Annotated in this window: 15 protein-coding genes; 2 read left to right on the forward strand and 13 right to left on the reverse strand. The window is 49.9% G+C overall.

All coding sequences use genetic code 11. The features are described 5' to 3' along the window. Nucleotides 1–13: 13 nt before the first annotated feature. Nucleotides 14–1,222: a 3-oxoadipyl-CoA thiolase gene (gene pcaF / locus AC0L4K_RS13375; protein WP_417226883.1), complete on the reverse strand. Its 1,209-nt coding sequence runs from the start codon at nt 1,220–1,222 to the stop codon at nt 14–16. Between the two features lie 420 nt (nt 1,223–1,642). Between pcaF and AC0L4K_RS13380 the strand changes: the two genes are divergently transcribed. After that, nucleotides 1,643–2,119: a cyclic nucleotide-binding domain-containing protein gene (locus tag AC0L4K_RS13380; protein WP_473266625.1), complete on the forward strand. Its 477-nt coding sequence runs from the start codon at nt 1,643–1,645 to the stop codon at nt 2,117–2,119. 11 nt (nt 2,120–2,130) lie between these two features. Here the strand turns inward: AC0L4K_RS13380 and AC0L4K_RS13385 are convergent, their stop codons facing one another. From AC0L4K_RS13385 to AC0L4K_RS13400, 4 genes are all read right to left on the reverse strand, one after another. Next, nucleotides 2,131–2,568 carry a M15 family metallopeptidase gene (locus AC0L4K_RS13385; RefSeq protein WP_473266627.1) on the reverse strand — a complete coding sequence of 146 codons (438 nt, stop codon included), beginning with the start codon at nt 2,566–2,568 and terminating at the stop codon, nt 2,131–2,133. Nucleotides 2,569–2,606: 38 nt separating this feature from the next. Next, a complete protein-coding gene (locus AC0L4K_RS13390; protein ID WP_473266629.1) occupies nt 2,607–2,819 on the reverse strand; it encodes a hypothetical protein in 213 nt (70 codons plus the stop codon). Between the two features lie 151 nt (nt 2,820–2,970). After that, complete coding sequence (locus tag AC0L4K_RS13395; RefSeq protein WP_417226875.1) at nt 2,971–3,183, reverse strand: cold-shock protein; 213 nt, start codon at nt 3,181–3,183, stop codon at nt 2,971–2,973. 192 nt (nt 3,184–3,375) lie between these two features. Then, the gene (locus AC0L4K_RS13400; RefSeq protein WP_417226873.1) at nt 3,376–3,651 is read right to left on the reverse strand and encodes a hypothetical protein; all 276 of its coding nucleotides are present in this window, start codon (nt 3,649–3,651) and stop codon (nt 3,376–3,378) included. A 229-nt stretch (nt 3,652–3,880) separates the two neighbouring features. Here AC0L4K_RS13400 and AC0L4K_RS13405 point away from each other — a divergent pair, with 229 nt between their 5' ends. Then, nucleotides 3,881–4,810 carry a LysR family transcriptional regulator gene (locus AC0L4K_RS13405; protein WP_473266631.1) on the forward strand — a complete coding sequence of 310 codons (930 nt, stop codon included), beginning with the start codon at nt 3,881–3,883 and terminating at the stop codon, nt 4,808–4,810. Nucleotides 4,811–4,892: 82 nt separating this feature from the next. Here AC0L4K_RS13405 and AC0L4K_RS13410 read toward each other — a convergent pair whose 3' ends face one another. The 8 genes from AC0L4K_RS13410 to AC0L4K_RS13445 all read right to left on the reverse strand — a co-directional run bounded on the left by AC0L4K_RS13410 (nt 4,893) and on the right by AC0L4K_RS13445 (nt 17,386). Beyond that, nucleotides 4,893–5,129 carry a hypothetical protein gene (locus AC0L4K_RS13410; protein WP_417226869.1) on the reverse strand — a complete coding sequence of 79 codons (237 nt, stop codon included), beginning with the start codon at nt 5,127–5,129 and terminating at the stop codon, nt 4,893–4,895. A 251-nt stretch (nt 5,130–5,380) separates the two neighbouring features. After that, nucleotides 5,381–7,699: a penicillin-binding protein 1C gene (gene pbpC, locus AC0L4K_RS13415; RefSeq protein WP_473266633.1), complete on the reverse strand. Its 2,319-nt coding sequence runs from the start codon at nt 7,697–7,699 to the stop codon at nt 5,381–5,383. Beyond that, nucleotides 7,689–8,822, reverse strand: a complete 1,134-nt coding sequence (locus AC0L4K_RS13420) for an alpha-2-macroglobulin family protein (protein ID WP_473266634.1) — start codon at nt 8,820–8,822, stop codon at nt 7,689–7,691. Before AC0L4K_RS13420 ends, pbpC begins: the two co-directional genes overlap by 11 nt. Continuing rightward, nucleotides 8,738–13,057: an alpha-2-macroglobulin family protein gene (locus tag AC0L4K_RS13425; protein ID WP_473266636.1), complete on the reverse strand. Its 4,320-nt coding sequence runs from the start codon at nt 13,055–13,057 to the stop codon at nt 8,738–8,740. Before AC0L4K_RS13425 ends, AC0L4K_RS13420 begins: the two co-directional genes overlap by 85 nt. A gap of 223 nt (nt 13,058–13,280) precedes the next feature. Next, nucleotides 13,281–14,543: a DEAD/DEAH box helicase gene (locus AC0L4K_RS13430; RefSeq protein ID WP_417226863.1), complete on the reverse strand. Its 1,263-nt coding sequence runs from the start codon at nt 14,541–14,543 to the stop codon at nt 13,281–13,283. A gap of 167 nt (nt 14,544–14,710) precedes the next feature. Next, nucleotides 14,711–15,286, reverse strand: coding sequence for a phosphoribosyltransferase (locus tag AC0L4K_RS13435; RefSeq protein WP_417226861.1), 576 nt, complete (start codon nt 15,284–15,286; stop codon nt 14,711–14,713). A 43-nt stretch (nt 15,287–15,329) separates the two neighbouring features. Beyond that, nucleotides 15,330–15,902, reverse strand: a complete 573-nt coding sequence (locus tag AC0L4K_RS13440) for a phosphoribosyltransferase (protein WP_417226859.1) — start codon at nt 15,900–15,902, stop codon at nt 15,330–15,332. Nucleotides 15,903–16,036: 134 nt separating this feature from the next. Next, nucleotides 16,037–17,386 carry an 8-oxoguanine deaminase gene (locus AC0L4K_RS13445; RefSeq protein WP_417226857.1) on the reverse strand — a complete coding sequence of 450 codons (1,350 nt, stop codon included), beginning with the start codon at nt 17,384–17,386 and terminating at the stop codon, nt 16,037–16,039. Nucleotides 17,387–17,452: the final 66 nt, after the last annotated feature.

A 17,452-nucleotide genomic window follows, 5' to 3' on the forward strand; every position in this document is an offset into this window, starting at 1 on the left:
CTGATGAACAGTCTTACACGCGTTCGATGATCATCGCGATTCCTTGTCCGACGCCAATACACATGGTGCACAGCGCATAACGGCCACCGGTACGGTGCAATTGATACATCGACGTCATCACAAGACGCGCGCCACTGGCTCCCAGAGGATGCCCTAATGAAATAGCACCGCCGTTCGGGTTCACATGCGCGGCATCATCTTCCAAACCTAAATCTCGCATGACCGCTAAGCCTTGAGCCGCAAACGCTTCATTCAGCTCAATGACATCCATCTGATCTAACGTCAGACCGGTTTGTGCCAGTACCTTTTTGGTCGCTGGCGATGGACCAAAACCCATAATCCGTGGCGCGAGACCCGCCGTCGCCATACCGACGACTCGAGCTTTCGGGGTCAGGCCGTATTTATCTGCTGCGGCTTTCGAGGCGATCAGCAATGCACAGGCACCATCATTAACGCCAGAAGCGTTACCCGCTGTAACCGAACCTCCGGCGCGAAAAGGCGCTTTCAATTTAGCGAGATCTTGCAAGGTTGTTGATGCGCGAGGATGCTCATCGGTATCAACCACTAATGGTTCACCCTTACGCTGAGGAATAATGACCGGCACAATCTCTTCATCGAAAAGACCTTTTGCCATCGCGGCGGCGGTTTTTTGCTGACTACGCAGCGCAAACAGATCCTGATCTTCGCGAGAGATGTTGAACTCTTCAGCGACGTTTTCAGCAGTCTCCGGCATACTATCGACGCCGTATTGCTCTTTCATCTTTTTGTTGATGAAACGCCAACCGATAGTGGTGTCATACAGTCCATTCGGTGTGCGACTAAATGCAGCTTCTGCTTTACCCATCACGAACGGTGCCCGTGACATCGACTCACAACCACCTGCAATCATCAATTGAGTTTCGCCGGCTTTAATCGCCCGCGCTGCCATACCAATGGCATCCATACCTGAACCACACAGACGGTTAACCGTGGTGCCTGGCACCTCGGTTGGCATCCCCGCCAGTAGCGCGGACATACGTGCAACATTACGGTTATCTTCACCCGCCTGATTGGCATTTCCGTAGATAACATCATCTACCTGAGACCAGTCCACCTGTGGATTACGATCTATCAATGCCTTCAAAGGCACCGCACCCAGATCGTCAGCCCGAACAGCAGAAAGACCGCCACCGTAACGCCCAAAGGGGGTACGGATAGCATCGCAGATATAGGCATCTGTCATTATTATTTCCTCATTTCTATTTTCCTGAGAACGCACAACATAGCGTCAATCAGTGTGGAAAACTGTGGTGACAATAAAGTCCGTCATTCCCGGATTGAGTTAATATTACACAAATCATCATGATTGACAACTTTTATGTATCACTTTAAGACCAATGGAAATGCCGCCTAGATGAAATATATTCATTACTAATCCCACATCAGCTCTTATTTATGAAACTTAATTCAGGCACATTAAACAAAAAATGTATCAATCAACATCACTTATAAAAGTATAGATGGCGATCAGAATAACGCCTGCTAATATCCAGCATAATTAACCGGCCGCCATCCTGCCTGCGTCATGCGAACCGCAATAAAAAGGCTGACAATAATGGCAAGCCGACTAGACTTAACAGGGTAAGATGTAGAGGAAGCAACAATGGAAAGAATCACCACCCAAACGCTTCTAACAAGCTGCGAATTAAGTCAGCTTGCCAACGCGTCGGTGTTTGGGGCACTGCCGGAAAGCGCAATCCGCTGGTTATTAGATCATGGGGTGATAAGGCGTTTTAATGCCGCAGACGAACTCTTCAGTCCGGCACAGCCAGGCAATAGTTTTCACATTATTCTGCAGGGCTCGGTGGCCTATTATAAATTTCATGACGGTCGCTATGCCTATATCCGCACCTTCAACCCCGGCGAGCAGATCGGTTTTGTTAGCATGATTGCCCTTCATGATCGTGTCGGTCGCGCCGAAGCCTGCGAAGCGGTGATCTCATTAGAGATAGACTCAGACACATTTCATGATTTTCATCTGAGTCAGCCTATGGAGTTCGGTATCTTGATGATGAACCTAGCCCGCGAGATGGCCCGAACATTAAGAAAGACCAACAATATACTGGTAGAACGCTCCTAAAAGCAGCAAACTCAATCTGATGAAGGCTGTATAGCACCAGAGAGTGCACTTTTGTGGCCGGTCAGGTAGGCCCAAAAACGATCACAGTAAGAAAAGTGCCACCACTCTTGCTGATAATTAACCAAGCCGACCGTGCTCATTACGTTGGCAAGCAAGCGTCGGTTAGCCATCGCCTGCTCACTGAGCGTCGAACAATGACTTAAACATAGGTCTGGGTCTGGGTCAGTTTCATTCCAACGATAGATATCCATACCAAAATCGAGCATAGCGCCCTGCTCATCTATTAAGAACAGATCCACCGCTGCACCGCTATTATTGGGTGGCAGCTGCGTTGAGCCATCAGGATAGGTCACCGCTGACACCATTCGGGTAGCGGCAATAAATAATGCAGCATCATCCAAACTAGGCTGACAATAGCGCAGTCGCGCTAGTTCATGGTCGAATAGCATTTACTGCACCGTCAGGCTGCGATAACCTTCATACAATTTCAGCCGGATACCCTCAGGGAGTAATGACTGCGCATGCAACAAGCGAAGATCGGTCCCATGACGGCCAAAGGTATAGTCGTTGAGGGTGGCTGGACACTCCGGAGGGGGCCATATTCGAGACCTCCCATTCGGCGAATATCCACCAACGGTTCACCACACTCCACAATGGGAACGGCCAATACCTCAGCAGAGGAAGGGGTAAAGCGGGTCATCAGCCTCTCCAGACACATGCCGATAATAAATAACTGACTATAACAGGCGCTGACAGAGACTCATGGCTATCGACTGATAGCACAAGAATGCACAGCCTCGGGGGCTGTGCATAAGATAGGATATTTACCGCAAGGCCAATTTTCGAAAGGCTTAGCTAGCGGTGATCGGTGTGATATTAACGGCGTGTATACCCACGTCTTTGGGTGCAGCTTCAAATTGCACAGACTGCCCTGTTCTAAGACTTTTATACCCCTCGGTAACGATCGCCGAATAATGGACAAATAAGTCCTCTTCAAAATCAGGCGATACTATAAAGCCAAAGCCTTTAGCGTTGTTAAACCACTTTACTGTTCCCGTATGCATCTGATGCTCCTTAATATAATGCGCTACTACAGGTCTCAGAGTATTTTAACGACCATTAGATCCACTCGACCCTAGGACTATTCTCAGAAATCAGAGCGACGGGGTATATAAGAAAAAATCCTATAATGCGGTTTCAGTATGATTAAAACTGTCTCAAATCAAAAAAAAGCAGGCGATGCCTGCTTATGGGAATTATGCCCGGTCTTGTCGGTCGATATCACCGAAGATATCTTGCCTCAGCCGCTGCCGTTCTAAACGGTCTTCAATATCGCGTCGACGGCTATGAGATTTACGCCCCAGCTCTTCTGGAAGCTCATCATCGGCCTCGTCCCAATAATCGTCAGCGATAAACTCTACCGCTCGTGCCGAGCGCGCTCGACGCTTGCTGCCTTTATAACTCTCGTCACCCCAGTCTTCCCAGCCATCTTGGTCGTCTGAGTAGTTATTGAAACGCTGCTTGTTACTCATAATGCTTCTCTTTAATACCTTAAGGGCGTTGATAAGAAAGTGCTGTTAGCGCACTACTCACCTGATCAGGCATCAAAAGCCATCCATAGGCATCATAAAGCCTGACCATAAAAAATATTGATCTACTATTGTTTGTACTGTTTGAAGTACACTTTGATTATTATCAGACTTTTAAGCGCTGTAAAATGATGCTTTTTTATGACTTCGATCGAAATTACTAATCGAAGTAATGATCACACTGCCTCCTCAGGCTCCTGATCAATACCCACCCTCCAAGCAGATGGCCTACACCATGGAAATAGGATTACTACGCACCTTTCTGGAAGTCACCCGTACCCGCCACTTCGGCAAAGCGGCGCAGAATCTTTACCTTACTCAGTCAGCGGTTAGCTTTCGTATTCGCCACTTAGAAGAGTTGGTAGGCGTCGCCTTATTCACTCGCCAACGCAACAATATTCTCCTCACCAGTGCCGGTGAGCGGCTGATTCCTCATGCGGAAAATATTATTAAGAACTGGCAGATGGCTTTACAGGATGTGGCTATATCGGAAGAACAGGAACGACAATTAGTGCTGGGGGGCATTTCCAATCTCTGGGGCACCTTTCTCCAATCCACCTTGCCAAAATTGGCGGGGAGCTTTCCCAATATGATTATCCGGACTGAAATTAATAATCATCTGGAGCTAACCCGATCACTACTCTCGGGCACACTGGATCTCGCCATTGTGCTCGATCCCCCCAATCTCGATGAATTAGATCATGCAAAAATTGGTCAGATCGAACTGGTGTTGGTCAGCAATCAAGCAGGCCTGACACCCGAGCTGGTGCAAGATAATGACTTTGTCTTTGTCGACTGGGGAGTGGCATTCAATATGCGAACAGCTAAGCTGTTCAAAAAAACTCTGACGCCGATTTTACATACTGAACAGAGCCAGATCGCACTGGAATTTATTCTCAGTCACGGCGGCTCGGCCTTCTTACCGTTAGTATTGGCTGGCCCCTATTTGGCATCCGCTCAGCTCCACCGGGTCAATTCAATTAAATCGGTTAAACGCTCGGTGTTTGCGGTATACGTGAAAGACTCTGAACGCCAGTTTCAGGTGCAGGCCATTATTAAGAAATTAGGTGAGTATGAACTCAAACCCGAAATGACGCTTTGAGCAAACGCCCCCAACACCTGTTGGGGTAGCAGCATAGATGTTTGCTGATGCTAGGCCGATAGTATCTGTACGATAGAAAAGCTCAATTATCCAACAGGATAGAAAGCGCCTCTTTTATTTCAGGCTGCATCGCCTGATCTTTGTCCTGTAACTCGGTTACCGAAACGGCGAATTGGGTACGGATAATATCATTTTGATCGACTAACCAAGCCAGGGCGGCTTGACTACATTGTTGCGGTGTCCATGTTTGCTTAAGAGGTACACCTGATCCCTTGAGAAAAGCAAAAAAATCATTCTGGTCCTTCAAAACAGAATTCATGTGCGCTCGCTCCTGCAACAGTTCCGGTTGCTTTATTATTATCGTTATCCCTGACAGCTATAATAATAGGGACGAAAACCAGCGCTGGGCTGGTTTATCTTTATACCTTAGTTGTATACCAACAAACTCTATTGATCAACTTTTTATCGCCTCTGTGTAATAAAAAAACACCGTTTAAAAAGCCTTATCTGGGTTACCACCGGCCAGCAAACAAAAATACCGTGCGACAGCAACTAAAACTAAGATTTCCGTTAAGGGATCACCGTAAACTTAACCTCCTGCCATACCCCTTGCTGATCGACTACCCGCAACAGGTGTTTACCCGGCGAAAGCGTTTCACTCAACTCATGGAAGGTGCGTGTAGCGCCTAAGTAACGTTTATCAAGGTGCCAAAATAGCTGCGCTGAATCCTTTTTCGCCGTCGCGCGAAAGATCACCTCACCTTGCTGGCCATTCATATAGCGTGGCAAGCTGATAATCTGGCCGACACGGGGATAGGTCACTTCAAAACTGCCCCTGAGCGCACGTCTGTCAGGCGTGCAATTTGGCTCAAAATCTGGCACCGGACGATAAGAAGCATGCGCGATACGATAGAACGCCGCCTGTGATGGGGGTAATTGGAAATAAGTTTTACTAATAATACTGCCGCTAGGGTTGCAAGCAATGCTGCTGCGCAAACCACTGTTACGATCCACCGTTACCTGAAAATGGTGCGGACTAACCTTCTCAAACTGCGTCGCCACCGGAATCAATACACTTTCCCGGGGACAGCCAAACTTCGGTAAAAAACCATTCTCGCGGCAGACTTCAATCGACTTCAACGCCGCACTAGGTTCTTCTGGCCACCCCAGATCATTAATTACATTTAGGGTATCAAACAATAGCGGCGCCGCAGCACGGGTGCCGGTCAGTAATTGCCGCCCCTCGCCATTGGCATTACCGACCCATACACCAACCGTGACGTTAGCGGTGGTACCCACGGCCCAGCCATCTCTTAGGCCATAGCTGGTGCCGGTTTTCCAAGCCACCCGGGCTGATCCAGAAAACAGCCGATGAATCTTATGTAACCCCGGACGGGTAACATCCGACAAGGTATCAAGTGTCAGCCACGCAGCGCCCTGACTAAAAGGGTATGGCGGTGCATCAGCCGCACCCGATTCACCGTAGCGCAGCGGTAGCACCGTCAACGCTTGGGCGGTTTGCGCCCGACGACTCAGGTTCGCATAGGCCGCAGTCAGGTCCGTTAAACTCACTTCCGCGCCGCCCAATATCAGTGATAAGCCATAGTCGTCCGGCGGCCGAAACAGGTGACTAAAACCGAGCGTCTGTAAACGTTGATAGAACGCCTGATAGCTATAGCTGTTTAACATCCGCACCGAGGGGATATTCAGCGACGCGGTAAGCGCTGCACGGGCGGTCACGGCCCCCCGAAAACCTTCATCATAATTACTCGGTTGATAACTGCCATAGGCGGTCGGCACATCGGGAATCAGTGTTTGTGGGGTAATATCGCCATTATCGAGCATAGCGGCATACAAAAACGGCTTTAAAGTGCTGCCGGATGATCGGGGTCGACTGGCGATATCAACATGGGCAGCATCTTCAACCCGTTGACTATAGGCCAGATTACCCACGTAGGCCTTCACCTGCATAGTGGCATTATCTACCACCACGAGCGCTAAATTATGAATCCCGATCGCCCCGAGGCGCTGACTATGTTGCCGAGCAATAAAGCCAATTTTCTGACTTAAACGACGGTCGATCTGAGTCTGAAATACCGCCTGATCCGGAGACTGCTGACTCAACCGATCCAACAGGTGCTGAGCATAAACCGGCCAGCGCCGCGGTCGCGCAGGTATCGTTTCTAACAGTGAAAGACGGTAATCCTGCTCAGTTAATACCCTCTGCTGCCACAGTTTATGCAGCAGAAAATCCCGTTTTGCGCGTAGTTTATCTCGACTGCGAGAAAGGTGCATCGCCGCCGGGTTATTGGGCAGCACCGCCAACAGTGCGGATTCGGCCCAGCTAAGTTCCGCTAATCGCCGGCCAAAATAACGCCAAGCCGCCGCTTCAATCCCCACCGTATTCCCTCCCATCGGCGCATTGGCGGCATAGTAATTAAGGATTTCCGTTTTGCTTAATTGGGTTTCAAGCCGCAGTGCGAGATGCAATTCCTGTAATTTTTGCCACACCGTTCGGGCTCGATTGCCATACACCATACGCGCCAACTGCATGGTAATGGTGCTTCCACCACTGACCACCCGACCGGATTTCAGGTTGAGATACAAGGCCCGAATAATCGCGACAGGGTCAACCCCGGGGTGCTGCATAAAACGCTTATCTTCATAGGCGATCAAAGCGGTTTTATAGGTTTTAGATAGAGGTGACATCAAAGCGAAACGCCACTGCTGATCAGTGGCGATGCGGGCACTCAGCAATTGCTGATTTTCATCCAACAACTGCCGCGAAAGCGGCTGATTAAACAACGGCTCGGGCAGCGGCCACCACAGGGTAGCGACCGCCAGTAATAGCAGTAAGCCCGTTAGGGCGATGCTACGTTTACTGAACAACCTCAACACTTAGGCCTTTTCGTTGCGCTTTAATCGTTTCGTCATACATCGCATAAGCAGAGATAGCTGGCAGGTAAAAACGACCGACAAAAGAGGCATTCAACTGCAGTGTCAGATTTTTCTGTTCGCCAGCCTTGAGGGCCATGTAACCGCTCACTCGATCATCGCGGATATCAACATAATCAAACTGACAGGCAGCCTCACTGCAAGCCTCACGCTCATTATCGATCTGCCAACCACTCGGCGCCCTAAAGTTCAGCGCCACATTGGTCATATCGTTACGGCTGGTATTACGCAACCAAATCTGAGCAGTGATATTACTCCCCTGCTTGAGTGAGCGGATATTCGCTTCATCACCCTGGCTATCGAGATAATCAACCTGCAACTCTAACCCCTCAGCATAGCTCTGCTCGGAGCCGGGGCCTGCAACGCCGCTCTGCGTTAGGGTTAGCCAGACCGGTGCATCGCCGTTATTAGCAATATTAAGCGCTTCGGCGACATCACCACTTTGCAGCGCCGCTTCGACGACCTGTCGACCAACACTCAAACGCTGTTGCGCCTGAGCTTGCTGTAACAACACCTCGGTAGGCGCCACCTCATTGGCCTGATCACTCAGCGCCAATTGCTGATAGTTCGCCAACGCCACCAAGGCATAAGCAGCGCTCTGAGTGCTATACCAGCGATTTTCGGCCAGCTTGTCAGCCACTTCATCCGCCAGCTTTGCGGCACTCTCAGGATCAGCCATATTGGCATAGAGCATCAGGAATAACGCTTTATCCCGCAGGGCTGAACCGAAGCTTGGTGAGTTAACATCATAAGCGTCCGCAACCGTTAGGCCATCGTCAATCAGCGTCCGAGCTATATCATCCTGCCCGGCATACAGATATGCCAATGACAGCATCGCCCGGCTTGCTCCATCATCAATCTGCAAGGCTTTCAAACGATACATGGCAGACCAGTTAGGCGTACCAGCGAGACTCAATGTAAATAAACGGTACGCTTGGGCTCTGATTTTTTCGCTATCACTGCTATCGACAGCTAACTCCGACGCCTGATGCTGATATGACAACCACTGTTGTAACAGGTTTTCCGGCACATCATAGCCGGCCTGTTTCGCCAGCAAGAGGAAATGCCCTGCATAACTACTCCCCAAGCATGGCTCTGAGTCTGACCCGGCCAGTAGGCAAAACCACCTTCTAGGGTTTGAAATGACTGCAAACGATCGATCGCCGCGCTAATGTTCTGTTGCACCTGCTGCTCTGTTTCACCGGCCAGATGACTCAGCTGATTAAGGTAGAGCTGAGGAAACACTGACGAGGTAGTCTGCTCAAGGCAACCGTGAGGATATTTAACCAGATAGTCCAACCGTGACCTTAGGTGAATCGGTTTAAACTGACTCAGCGCGATGGACGCACCATTACTACCGGCAATACCAAAGGGCTGCAGATCCAGCGCCAAGGCCGCCTGACTATCCAAACGATAGGAGGCTGTGCGAGTCGATGGGCTATTAGGCGCGTTTATATCCAAATAGAGTGTCTGACGGCTTTCCCCTGAGGCGGATTGTGTCGTAAAGGTGAAGGCCACTTTACCCGCCAACGCACCGGTCTCAATGGCAAACTCGGTAATTGCCGATGAATACGCTCCCACAGTGACACGCTTTAAGGCTTCAGCAATCTTCACCTGTTCGCTATCCACCGCCAACGTCACCTCAACTTCAGCTGCTTCAGCCGTATTATTAAATAGCTCGACCGGCACACCCGCTTGTTCACCGATTCTCAGCACTCGAGGTAGCGTTGGGAACATGGAGATATCATCCCGTACGACCACTTCCTGCTCCGCTTTACCGTAGGCCCCACCATCTTCAGCAACCACCATCACCCGCACGGCACCCAGATACATCGGCAGGGTCACCTGATGGTTGCGCGTTTCGCCGGGCTGTAATTCAAACCGGCCAATATATTGCACCAAAGGAGGAAAACGTCGATTTTTCTTACTCTTATCGTCATCCTTCTGGGCGTCACTACCACCGACCGGTAATAGGCCGTGTAGCTCACCGCTATAGGCACCCACGACATCTTTATAGAGATCCCAAGTTTTCACCTGCAATGCCTGACGACGATAGAAATAACCAAAAGGATCAGGGGTTCGGTAGTTAGTCAGCCCTAATAATCCCTCATCAACCAACGCCAGGGTGTAAGCCATCGGACGGCCATCGGCCTCGGCAACTTGAATATCAAAGCTGGCACGGGAACGCACCTCTTGTTTCGTGGTAATCAACGGATGAAGATGGTTTTCAGGGTTTTCAACGGCTATTGGGATAATGCCCATCAGACGCATCGGCCGATCATTGTCGCGTTTTTCATGGGGCTGCAGGTAGGTCACACTGACATACACATTCGGCGTCATCTCCGCGGTGATATCGAACGTAACTTGCTGTTGTAACAGCGGCGTTGCCGAAGCGTCAGCTTGTTCGCTCTTCACCCAGAATTGCTGCAACACCTGATTAGCCGATTCAACCGTAACCAACGCCCGACCATGCTGCAATTCAGGCAGGGTAACCGTGGCGATTTCACCCACCTGATAAGCTTTTTTATCACTGAATAGCGTTAACCGATCAACATTATCGCCCTGTGACTCCTGTTGCCGCCCTGCCCAACCGGGCCAGTCGATATAAACAACTTTACCGGTGCAATGACTATCTTCGCCGGCAATACAGCCGCGCACAAGATAACGGCCCCACTGGGGATAATTAACCCGCAATGGCCATTCAGCCATGCCGTTCTCATCGGTCGCAACATGGCCCGAGGCAACCACACTACTATGTCGACCATCGGTATAACGCGCTAACGATTCGCTGCTTTTTTCATACCACCACTTCCAATCGAGTTTATACACCGTCACCTCGAGATCGGTATTGCTCACCGGCTGGCCAGTTTTATCCAATACCACGAGACGGGTTTTATGATCCTCATCGGTCAACAACATCCCCCGTTCCGCATCACCTTTAGGCAGTTGCAGCCCGAGGTAACGCTCGTAGTAATCAAACGGCCGGCTAAAACGATTGCTACTAAACTGACCACTCGGCTCAAACACCCGATTCGTAAACACGGCTTTAAGCATCCCCGGTGGCGGGGTTTTACTTTCGATACGTAAATCAAACTGGGTATTGCCCTGCTTATCCAATGAACCTTCAAACAGTTTTGTTTTGCTCGCGCGATAATCCCGCGCGGGATCATCGAAGGTATAGTCAGGAAATTTACCCGCAAAGGCTGTTTTTACCGGCACCAGCGTCACCGAAACATCCGCCTCTAAACCGCTAGCGGGGGCTCCGTGCAGCCATTTTGACTGCAATCCAACCGACCGCGTAACACCGTTTTCTAAACGAGTATCCCGGGGGATATCCAACTCCACTTTAAGGCGATTCGGCACTACAGTTTCGATCCGCAGAGGATGATGAAAATCCTGTCCCCCGACACGGACAATCGCTTCCCAATTACCGGTCGGCGCGCTTTCCGGCGTAGCCAGTTTAAAGCTATATAGCCGTCCAACCGGCTGATTACTGTAAATCGATTCCACCAACTGACCCGAGGGGTTATAGAGGTCGGCCACCACAGGATGTTCCGCAGGCAGTTCATTAAGCTTATCTTTGAGGATAAAGGTCAGATAAATATCATCGCCGGGACGCCAAACATCCCGCTCACCAAAGATAAAGCCGTCGATATTACTTTGCAGATGGGTGCCGCCGATATCAAACTGACTGGTGGTTAACGCCCCAGCATCATTCAGCTTGAGGTAACCGACCTGCTCACCGGATGTCGCTTGCAGATAAAAAGGCTTGCCTTTGAGTTCAACCATCGTAAAGCCATCATCATCGCTGACCCCTTTACCCACCGACTGACCTTGGAAATTGAACAGCTCAACCGTGCTGCCCACCAGCGGCTCCGCGGTTTTTAAGTTGGTAGTGATCACTCGAGCAATCTTGCCCGCCGGAGTTTGTTTAACAACGATGCCAATATTCGAACGCAGCAGGTTTTTCGCGTCTTTACTCTCCGCCGCATAACGATAGTAACGATCACTGCAGGCACTTAAAGAATTTGAACGGGAAGAGCCTGGCTCTAGATTATCCCAAGAACTGTAACCGCCACTGTAATCGAGCGCCTCACTATTAGCGGGAAGCTGACGGGGCGGCACGGGTATCGCGTTTTCGGCGTCGCTACAGGCGATCATCGAATCCCCTCGATCCAATGAGAGATAAAGACGGATAAGACTACCGCCCTTTTGGGCCATCAGTTCGGTGATATCTAACCGATAATCTTGCCAGCTGCGCAGATTATTATCCTTCAGCGGCACTGATTTCTGCCAAATAAAGCGCCCGACTTTATCCAGTTGGCGGGCTTCACCTAAACGATTTTCTTGTAAAAACTGATGGATATTATCATCGAACACTTCAAACGCAGTGACCGTTACCGACTTTGCGCTGACGGCCTGGAACGGTAACTCGATACGGGCAGCATCCGGCAAAATAACACCACTGCCGGCAAACCGTACCGCTGGATTATGCGGGGCAATGCTGAAGCTTTTCTTAAGACTGGTCGCTAAGCCAATATCACACCGGTCCTGTAACTCTTTATGGATGGTGATATTCAGCTTGTCCGCGGCCGAGTTATTCAAGCCTAACCGCAGGGTATTGCCGTCCACCTGATAATGAGTAAAGCGATACTGGCTCGAAATTAGATGTTTAAGGGCTTGGTTCTGTTTGAGTTGACGATTAAATCGTAATGCCAGCACACCGCTATCAGCCACAATCGCACCGGAGATCAGTTCTAATGGTCGATTATCGGCACCGTCCATGGTCGGCACAGTAAAACCTTGTTGCAGCCCTTCACCCCAGCTAACTTCCACCTCTTGAGCACAGCTATCGGCTCGGCGAATATTACTGATAATCAGCTGTGGTGCCTGTCCTTCCTTGGTCGTAACGGAGACACTGGCATCACTATCGGACACCTGAATTAAGGAGGTTAAGCTTGCGGCATCAAGGCCCTCGGCACCGCTAATCTGAGCATGAATTTCAACTCTATCGGCCTCACTATCGCGGACGATCGGTTGATGATTGAAAACATCCTGCCACTGCAGGTCGATTTGTGGATTGCTGGCAATAACCAGACTATCAGTTGGCGGAGCCGCCTGAGAGGAATTTGTCGCATCGATAGCGGCCGCATCGGCCCCCGTGGCGCTTGACTGAATAGCCTCTACAGCATTCGCCGCAGTGACTTGCTCTGTAGAATGACTTGCAGTATCAGCCTCGTCGCTGCACCCCAGAACCAAAACCACTAAACATAAAATTGACGCCCGCAACATATTCAAATCCCTTTCTCCAGCGAGCCATCAAGTAACATAATTACTCGATGGACGGCCCCGCAAACATTTCATTATCCTGTTATATACCACTCAGCGATTATCTGACACCTTTCGTGGCCCGCTCTGGTGAAAACCTGCGCGATAAAAACGTTTTTGCTCAAAAAGCCCGCACCACCGCGAGCCAAAGTGCAACTCGCAGCGCTCCGCTATCCAGACTTAGACTTTACTTCGATTTTTTCTTCGTCGTACGACCTGCCGCCGGTTTACTACGAATAATCTTCGTCCGTCCGGCCTTATTGGTGCGTGGACGATGCACCTTCTTACTCATCTGCTTACGCAGATTATCGCGACTACCGACCTCATAACCTGGCATATAAACCCGCTGAATCCGGTTACCGATAAGGCGTTCGATATCATCCAATGCCCGCTCTTCTTCACGGCTGACAAAAGAGATCGCTTTACCTTTCGCACCGGCACGCCCGGTACGGCCAATACGGTGAACATAATCTTCAGCTAGATAGGGCAGGTTAAAGTTAACCACCAGCTCTAAGCCTTGAATATCCAAGCCACGAGCGGCAACTTCAGTCGCCACCAACACCTGAATTTTACCCGATTTAAAATCGGCAATAGCGCGACGACGAGACCCCTGTGACTTATCCCCATGGCAAAGCGCCGCACGAATACCGTCGATTTTCAGGTCAACCATCAAAGAATCGGCTTGAGCTTTAGTACTGGTAAACACCAGTACCTGAAACCACTGATGCTTATTGATCAGTTCCGCAAACAGATCAGCCTTACGCTTCTCTTCTACTGGATAGACCACATGTTCAATGGTATCGGCGGTCGCGTTCAGTTTTGCCACCCGCACGGTTTCGTAAGGTGTCATCAACTGTTTAGCCACGGTATTAACCGTCGGCGATATCGTCGCTGAAAACATCAAAGTTTGATGTTTTTTCGCAGTTTGCTGCAACAGAGTGCCAACATCGGTGATAAAGCCCATATCAAGCATACGGTCGGCCTCATCGAGCACAACAAATTCAGCTTTCGCTAAACTCACATTGCACTGCACCACATGTTCTAGCAAACGGCCCGGGGTAGAGATAAGAATATCGACGCCCGCTTTAAGTTTTTTCTGCTGGCCATCCATATTGACGCCACCATAGAGGGCCGTCACGGTTAGTGGCATAAACTGAGCATAACGCTTAATCGTCTCGGCCAGCTGTTCGGCCAATTCGCGGGTAGGGGTCAGGATCAATGCGCGAGGACAACCGGGTTCTGTCGGTTTAGGCCGGTCGCTCATCTGTTGTAGAATCGGCAGACTGAATGCAGCGGTTTTGCCGGTGCCGGTTTGGGCGTTGGCAAGTACATTCTTACCCCGACGGGCGGGCACTATCGCCTGCTCCTGTACTGGGGTCATCTGACTATAGCCACAGGCATCCAGCGCCTGCTGAATCTCTGGAGCAAGATCTAATGCTGAAAACTTCATGATAAATCCTCTGTATACCGTGCTATAGCAAGGGCAGGTGTAAATAACGTCACTGTTTTAACTTAACAGGCATCAACTTCACCCGCCCTATTTCTCGGGCGCATATAATAAAGGATTTTAAACACATTAGTGAGGCTGATTACAGGTGATTACGGTTATCCAGTGAATCAACGCTGCACAGAGGTCATAATCGCCTGTAAGCCGGGTTTATTGGCAAAGATTTCTGCCTCGGTTAAACCCACCATTTCATAGGGTAATACCAACCATTTATCGGTGGTATGGGTATAGAAATCGGGAGTTCTATCGGTGCGATTATGGGACGGTTTAAACCAAGGCACCGCCACTTTGACATCCTTTGGCATATTCCGCTTAGCTCGCTGCGACAATTGCGATAGCACCGCATCGATACTCTTGCCAGAACCAAAAACATCATCCACGATCAATAACTTATCGTCCCGGTTAAGGTTTTCCAGCAGATAGCGCAAGCCGTGGGCTTTGATACTGTTTTCACCTTCAATCATCGATTGATAACCGGGTAAGCCACGATAGGAGGTGCGAATAGAGATATGATCGGTTTTCACGCCGAGGTATTGCAAACACTCCTGCACGTAAATACCGACGGTGCTACCGCCCCGCCAAATACCGACAATAAAATCAGGCCGATAGCCGCTTTCAAAAATCTGCGCCCCTAAACGAAACGAATCGCAGATCAGTTCCTGCTCTGTAATAAAATGTTTTTCCACAATCTTCACCTTCCCCATAAGAGTAGTCACTGTTGCCGATCAATCAGCCCGCATCAGGCACTAGATGACCGATAATGCTGAACAGTTCCGGGCGATGCTGCTGCAGCTCATCAACCGTTAGTCCTTCCAGTGAGTGCGGGTATTTCAGCCACGCTTCAGTCTCATAGAGATAATATTCAGGATCGACACCGGTCTTATTACGGGTCGGCTTAAAATACGGCACCGCTATACGGATATCCTCAGGGGTATTTAAACGACACTTGTCTCGCAGTTCGGCGATCACCGCTTGAATAGTGAGACCGGTGTCATACACATCATCAACAATCAGTAGACTGTCAGTGGCTTGGATATTCTTGATCAGATAATCCATACCATGAACATTAACCTTCTTAGCCTGTTGATCAATCCCATCACTATAGGATGAGGTACGAATGGCAATATGATCACTGTGTATATCGTAGTAGGCGAGAAACTCCTGCACCGCTACACCAATCGGTGTGCCGCCACGCCAGATAGCAATAATATAGGTCGGCTTAAAACCGTCATTGACTATTTTTGCCCCTAACCGGAATGAGTCTTCCAATAACGTCTGGGCATCGAGGTATGTTTTTTCCATCGTTTTATGCTCTGTCTATAACGCCTGCTATCATAACAACCGCTAATACATTTCTACATCTCAATTTCAACTTAACAACGTGATTGCCCGCCTATTTCAGCATCACAGCAAAACGCAGCGGGCAGTAACGCCGGTTAACTCACCGCCAAGCGGTGCGCCAACGCTTTCTGACGTTGAATCAATTGCGCAATATCGAAATCAACAATGGCGCCGTCGAGCACCCGCCATTGACCGGCAACCATCACTCTATCGGCCTGATGAGCACCACAGAGCACCAGTGCCGCCAACGGATCACCAGCACCGGCAAAGCGCAGCTCATCCAGTTTAAACAACGCGATATCCGCTTGCTGCCCCACTTTAAGGGAGCCAAGATCATCCCGACCGAGACAGCGCGCAGACCCTTCGGTCGCCCAAGACAGCACCTTTTGATGGGTGATTTCAGCGGCATCATATTTAAGCCGTCCTAAGAGAAATGCCTGACGCACTTCCTGAATCATATTCGAGCCATCATTAGATGCAGAGCCATCGACCCCCAGCCCTACTGGACTTCCGGCTCGCTCAAGATCCAATGTTGGGCATAAGCCTGACGCCAGCAACATATTGGACGATGGACAGTGACAGATACCCGTACCGGCAGCCCCCAAACGACGAATTTCATCATCATTAAAGTGAATACCATGAGCCAGCCAGACTCGATCACTCAACCAACCGACTTTCTCCAGATAATCCAGCGGCCGCAGCCCAAACATCTTAATGCAGAAAGCCGTTTCATCATGGGTTTCGGCCAAATGAGTATGTAAACGCACATCATATTTCTGTGCTAGTTCGGCACTGGCCCGCATTAAACTCTCACTTACCGAAAAAGGTGAACAGGGCGCCAAGGCAACCCGGCTCATGCCCCCCGCTTCAGCCTGATGATAGCGACTGATTAGCCGTTCACTATCATCCAAAATAGTCTCTTCATCCTGTACGGTAGATTGGGGCGGCAACCCGCCGTCATCCTCCCCTAAGCTCATTGAACCACGGGTAAGATGCACTCGAATACCGAGTTTATCTGCCTGCGCCATCTGAATATCAATGGCGTTTTCTAACCCTTCAGGGAACAGATAATGATGATCGCTGGCGGTGGTACAACCGGATAACAACAGCTCGGCTAATGCCACCTGAGTGGAAACTTCAATCATCTCCTCACCCAGCTTTGCCCACACCGGATAGAGACTTTTTAACCAGCTAAACAGGGATTTATTCAACGCCTGAGGAAAAGCCCGCGTCAGCGTCTGATAAAAATGGTGATGGCCGTTAATTAGTCCCGGTAACAACACATGTTCTCGTGCATCAAACACCTCATCCACCGGCTTAGAAGGTTGCGCCCCGGCGGCCAGCACCTCGACTATAAGCTTGTCTTCAATCACGACCCCGCCAGCAGCATCACTGCTGAGTGTCGCCAGAGGCGTCTTAATCCAGATACGACCAGAACTGTTCAACTTAGTAACTCCGTTAGTCAATAATGTCTTAATTAATGATCTGGCTAATATCTAGCCATTTACATT

The sequence above is a fragment of the Amphritea sp. GJ51-11 genome (genome assembly GCF_055808735.1).

Coding starts and splice junctions, on each gene's coding strand:
- AC0L4K_RS13440 (WP_417226859.1), bottom strand. CDS start 15,902: ATGGAAAAAACATACCTCGATGCCCAGACGTTATTGGAAGACTCATTC.
- AC0L4K_RS13405 (WP_473266631.1), top strand. CDS start 3,881: ATGATCACACTGCCTCCTCAGGCTCCTGATCAATACCCACCCTCCAAG.
- AC0L4K_RS13410 (WP_417226869.1), bottom strand. CDS start 5,129: ATGAATTCTGTTTTGAAGGACCAGAATGATTTTTTTGCTTTTCTCAAG.
- pcaF (WP_417226883.1), bottom strand. CDS start 1,222: ATGACAGATGCCTATATCTGCGATGCTATCCGTACCCCCTTTGGGCGT.
- AC0L4K_RS13390 (WP_473266629.1), bottom strand. CDS start 2,819: ATGACCCGCTTTACCCCTTCCTCTGCTGAGGTATTGGCCGTTCCCATT.
- AC0L4K_RS13385 (WP_473266627.1), bottom strand. CDS start 2,568: ATGCTATTCGACCATGAACTAGCGCGACTGCGCTATTGTCAGCCTAGT.
- AC0L4K_RS13430 (WP_417226863.1), bottom strand. CDS start 14,543: ATGAAGTTTTCAGCATTAGATCTTGCTCCAGAGATTCAGCAGGCGCTG.
- AC0L4K_RS13425 (WP_473266636.1), bottom strand. CDS start 13,057: ATGTTGCGGGCGTCAATTTTATGTTTAGTGGTTTTGGTTCTGGGGTGC.
- AC0L4K_RS13400 (WP_417226873.1), bottom strand. CDS start 3,651: ATGAGTAACAAGCAGCGTTTCAATAACTACTCAGACGACCAAGATGGC.
- AC0L4K_RS13395 (WP_417226875.1), bottom strand. CDS start 3,183: ATGCATACGGGAACAGTAAAGTGGTTTAACAACGCTAAAGGCTTTGGC.
- AC0L4K_RS13380 (WP_473266625.1), top strand. CDS start 1,643: ATGGAAAGAATCACCACCCAAACGCTTCTAACAAGCTGCGAATTAAGT.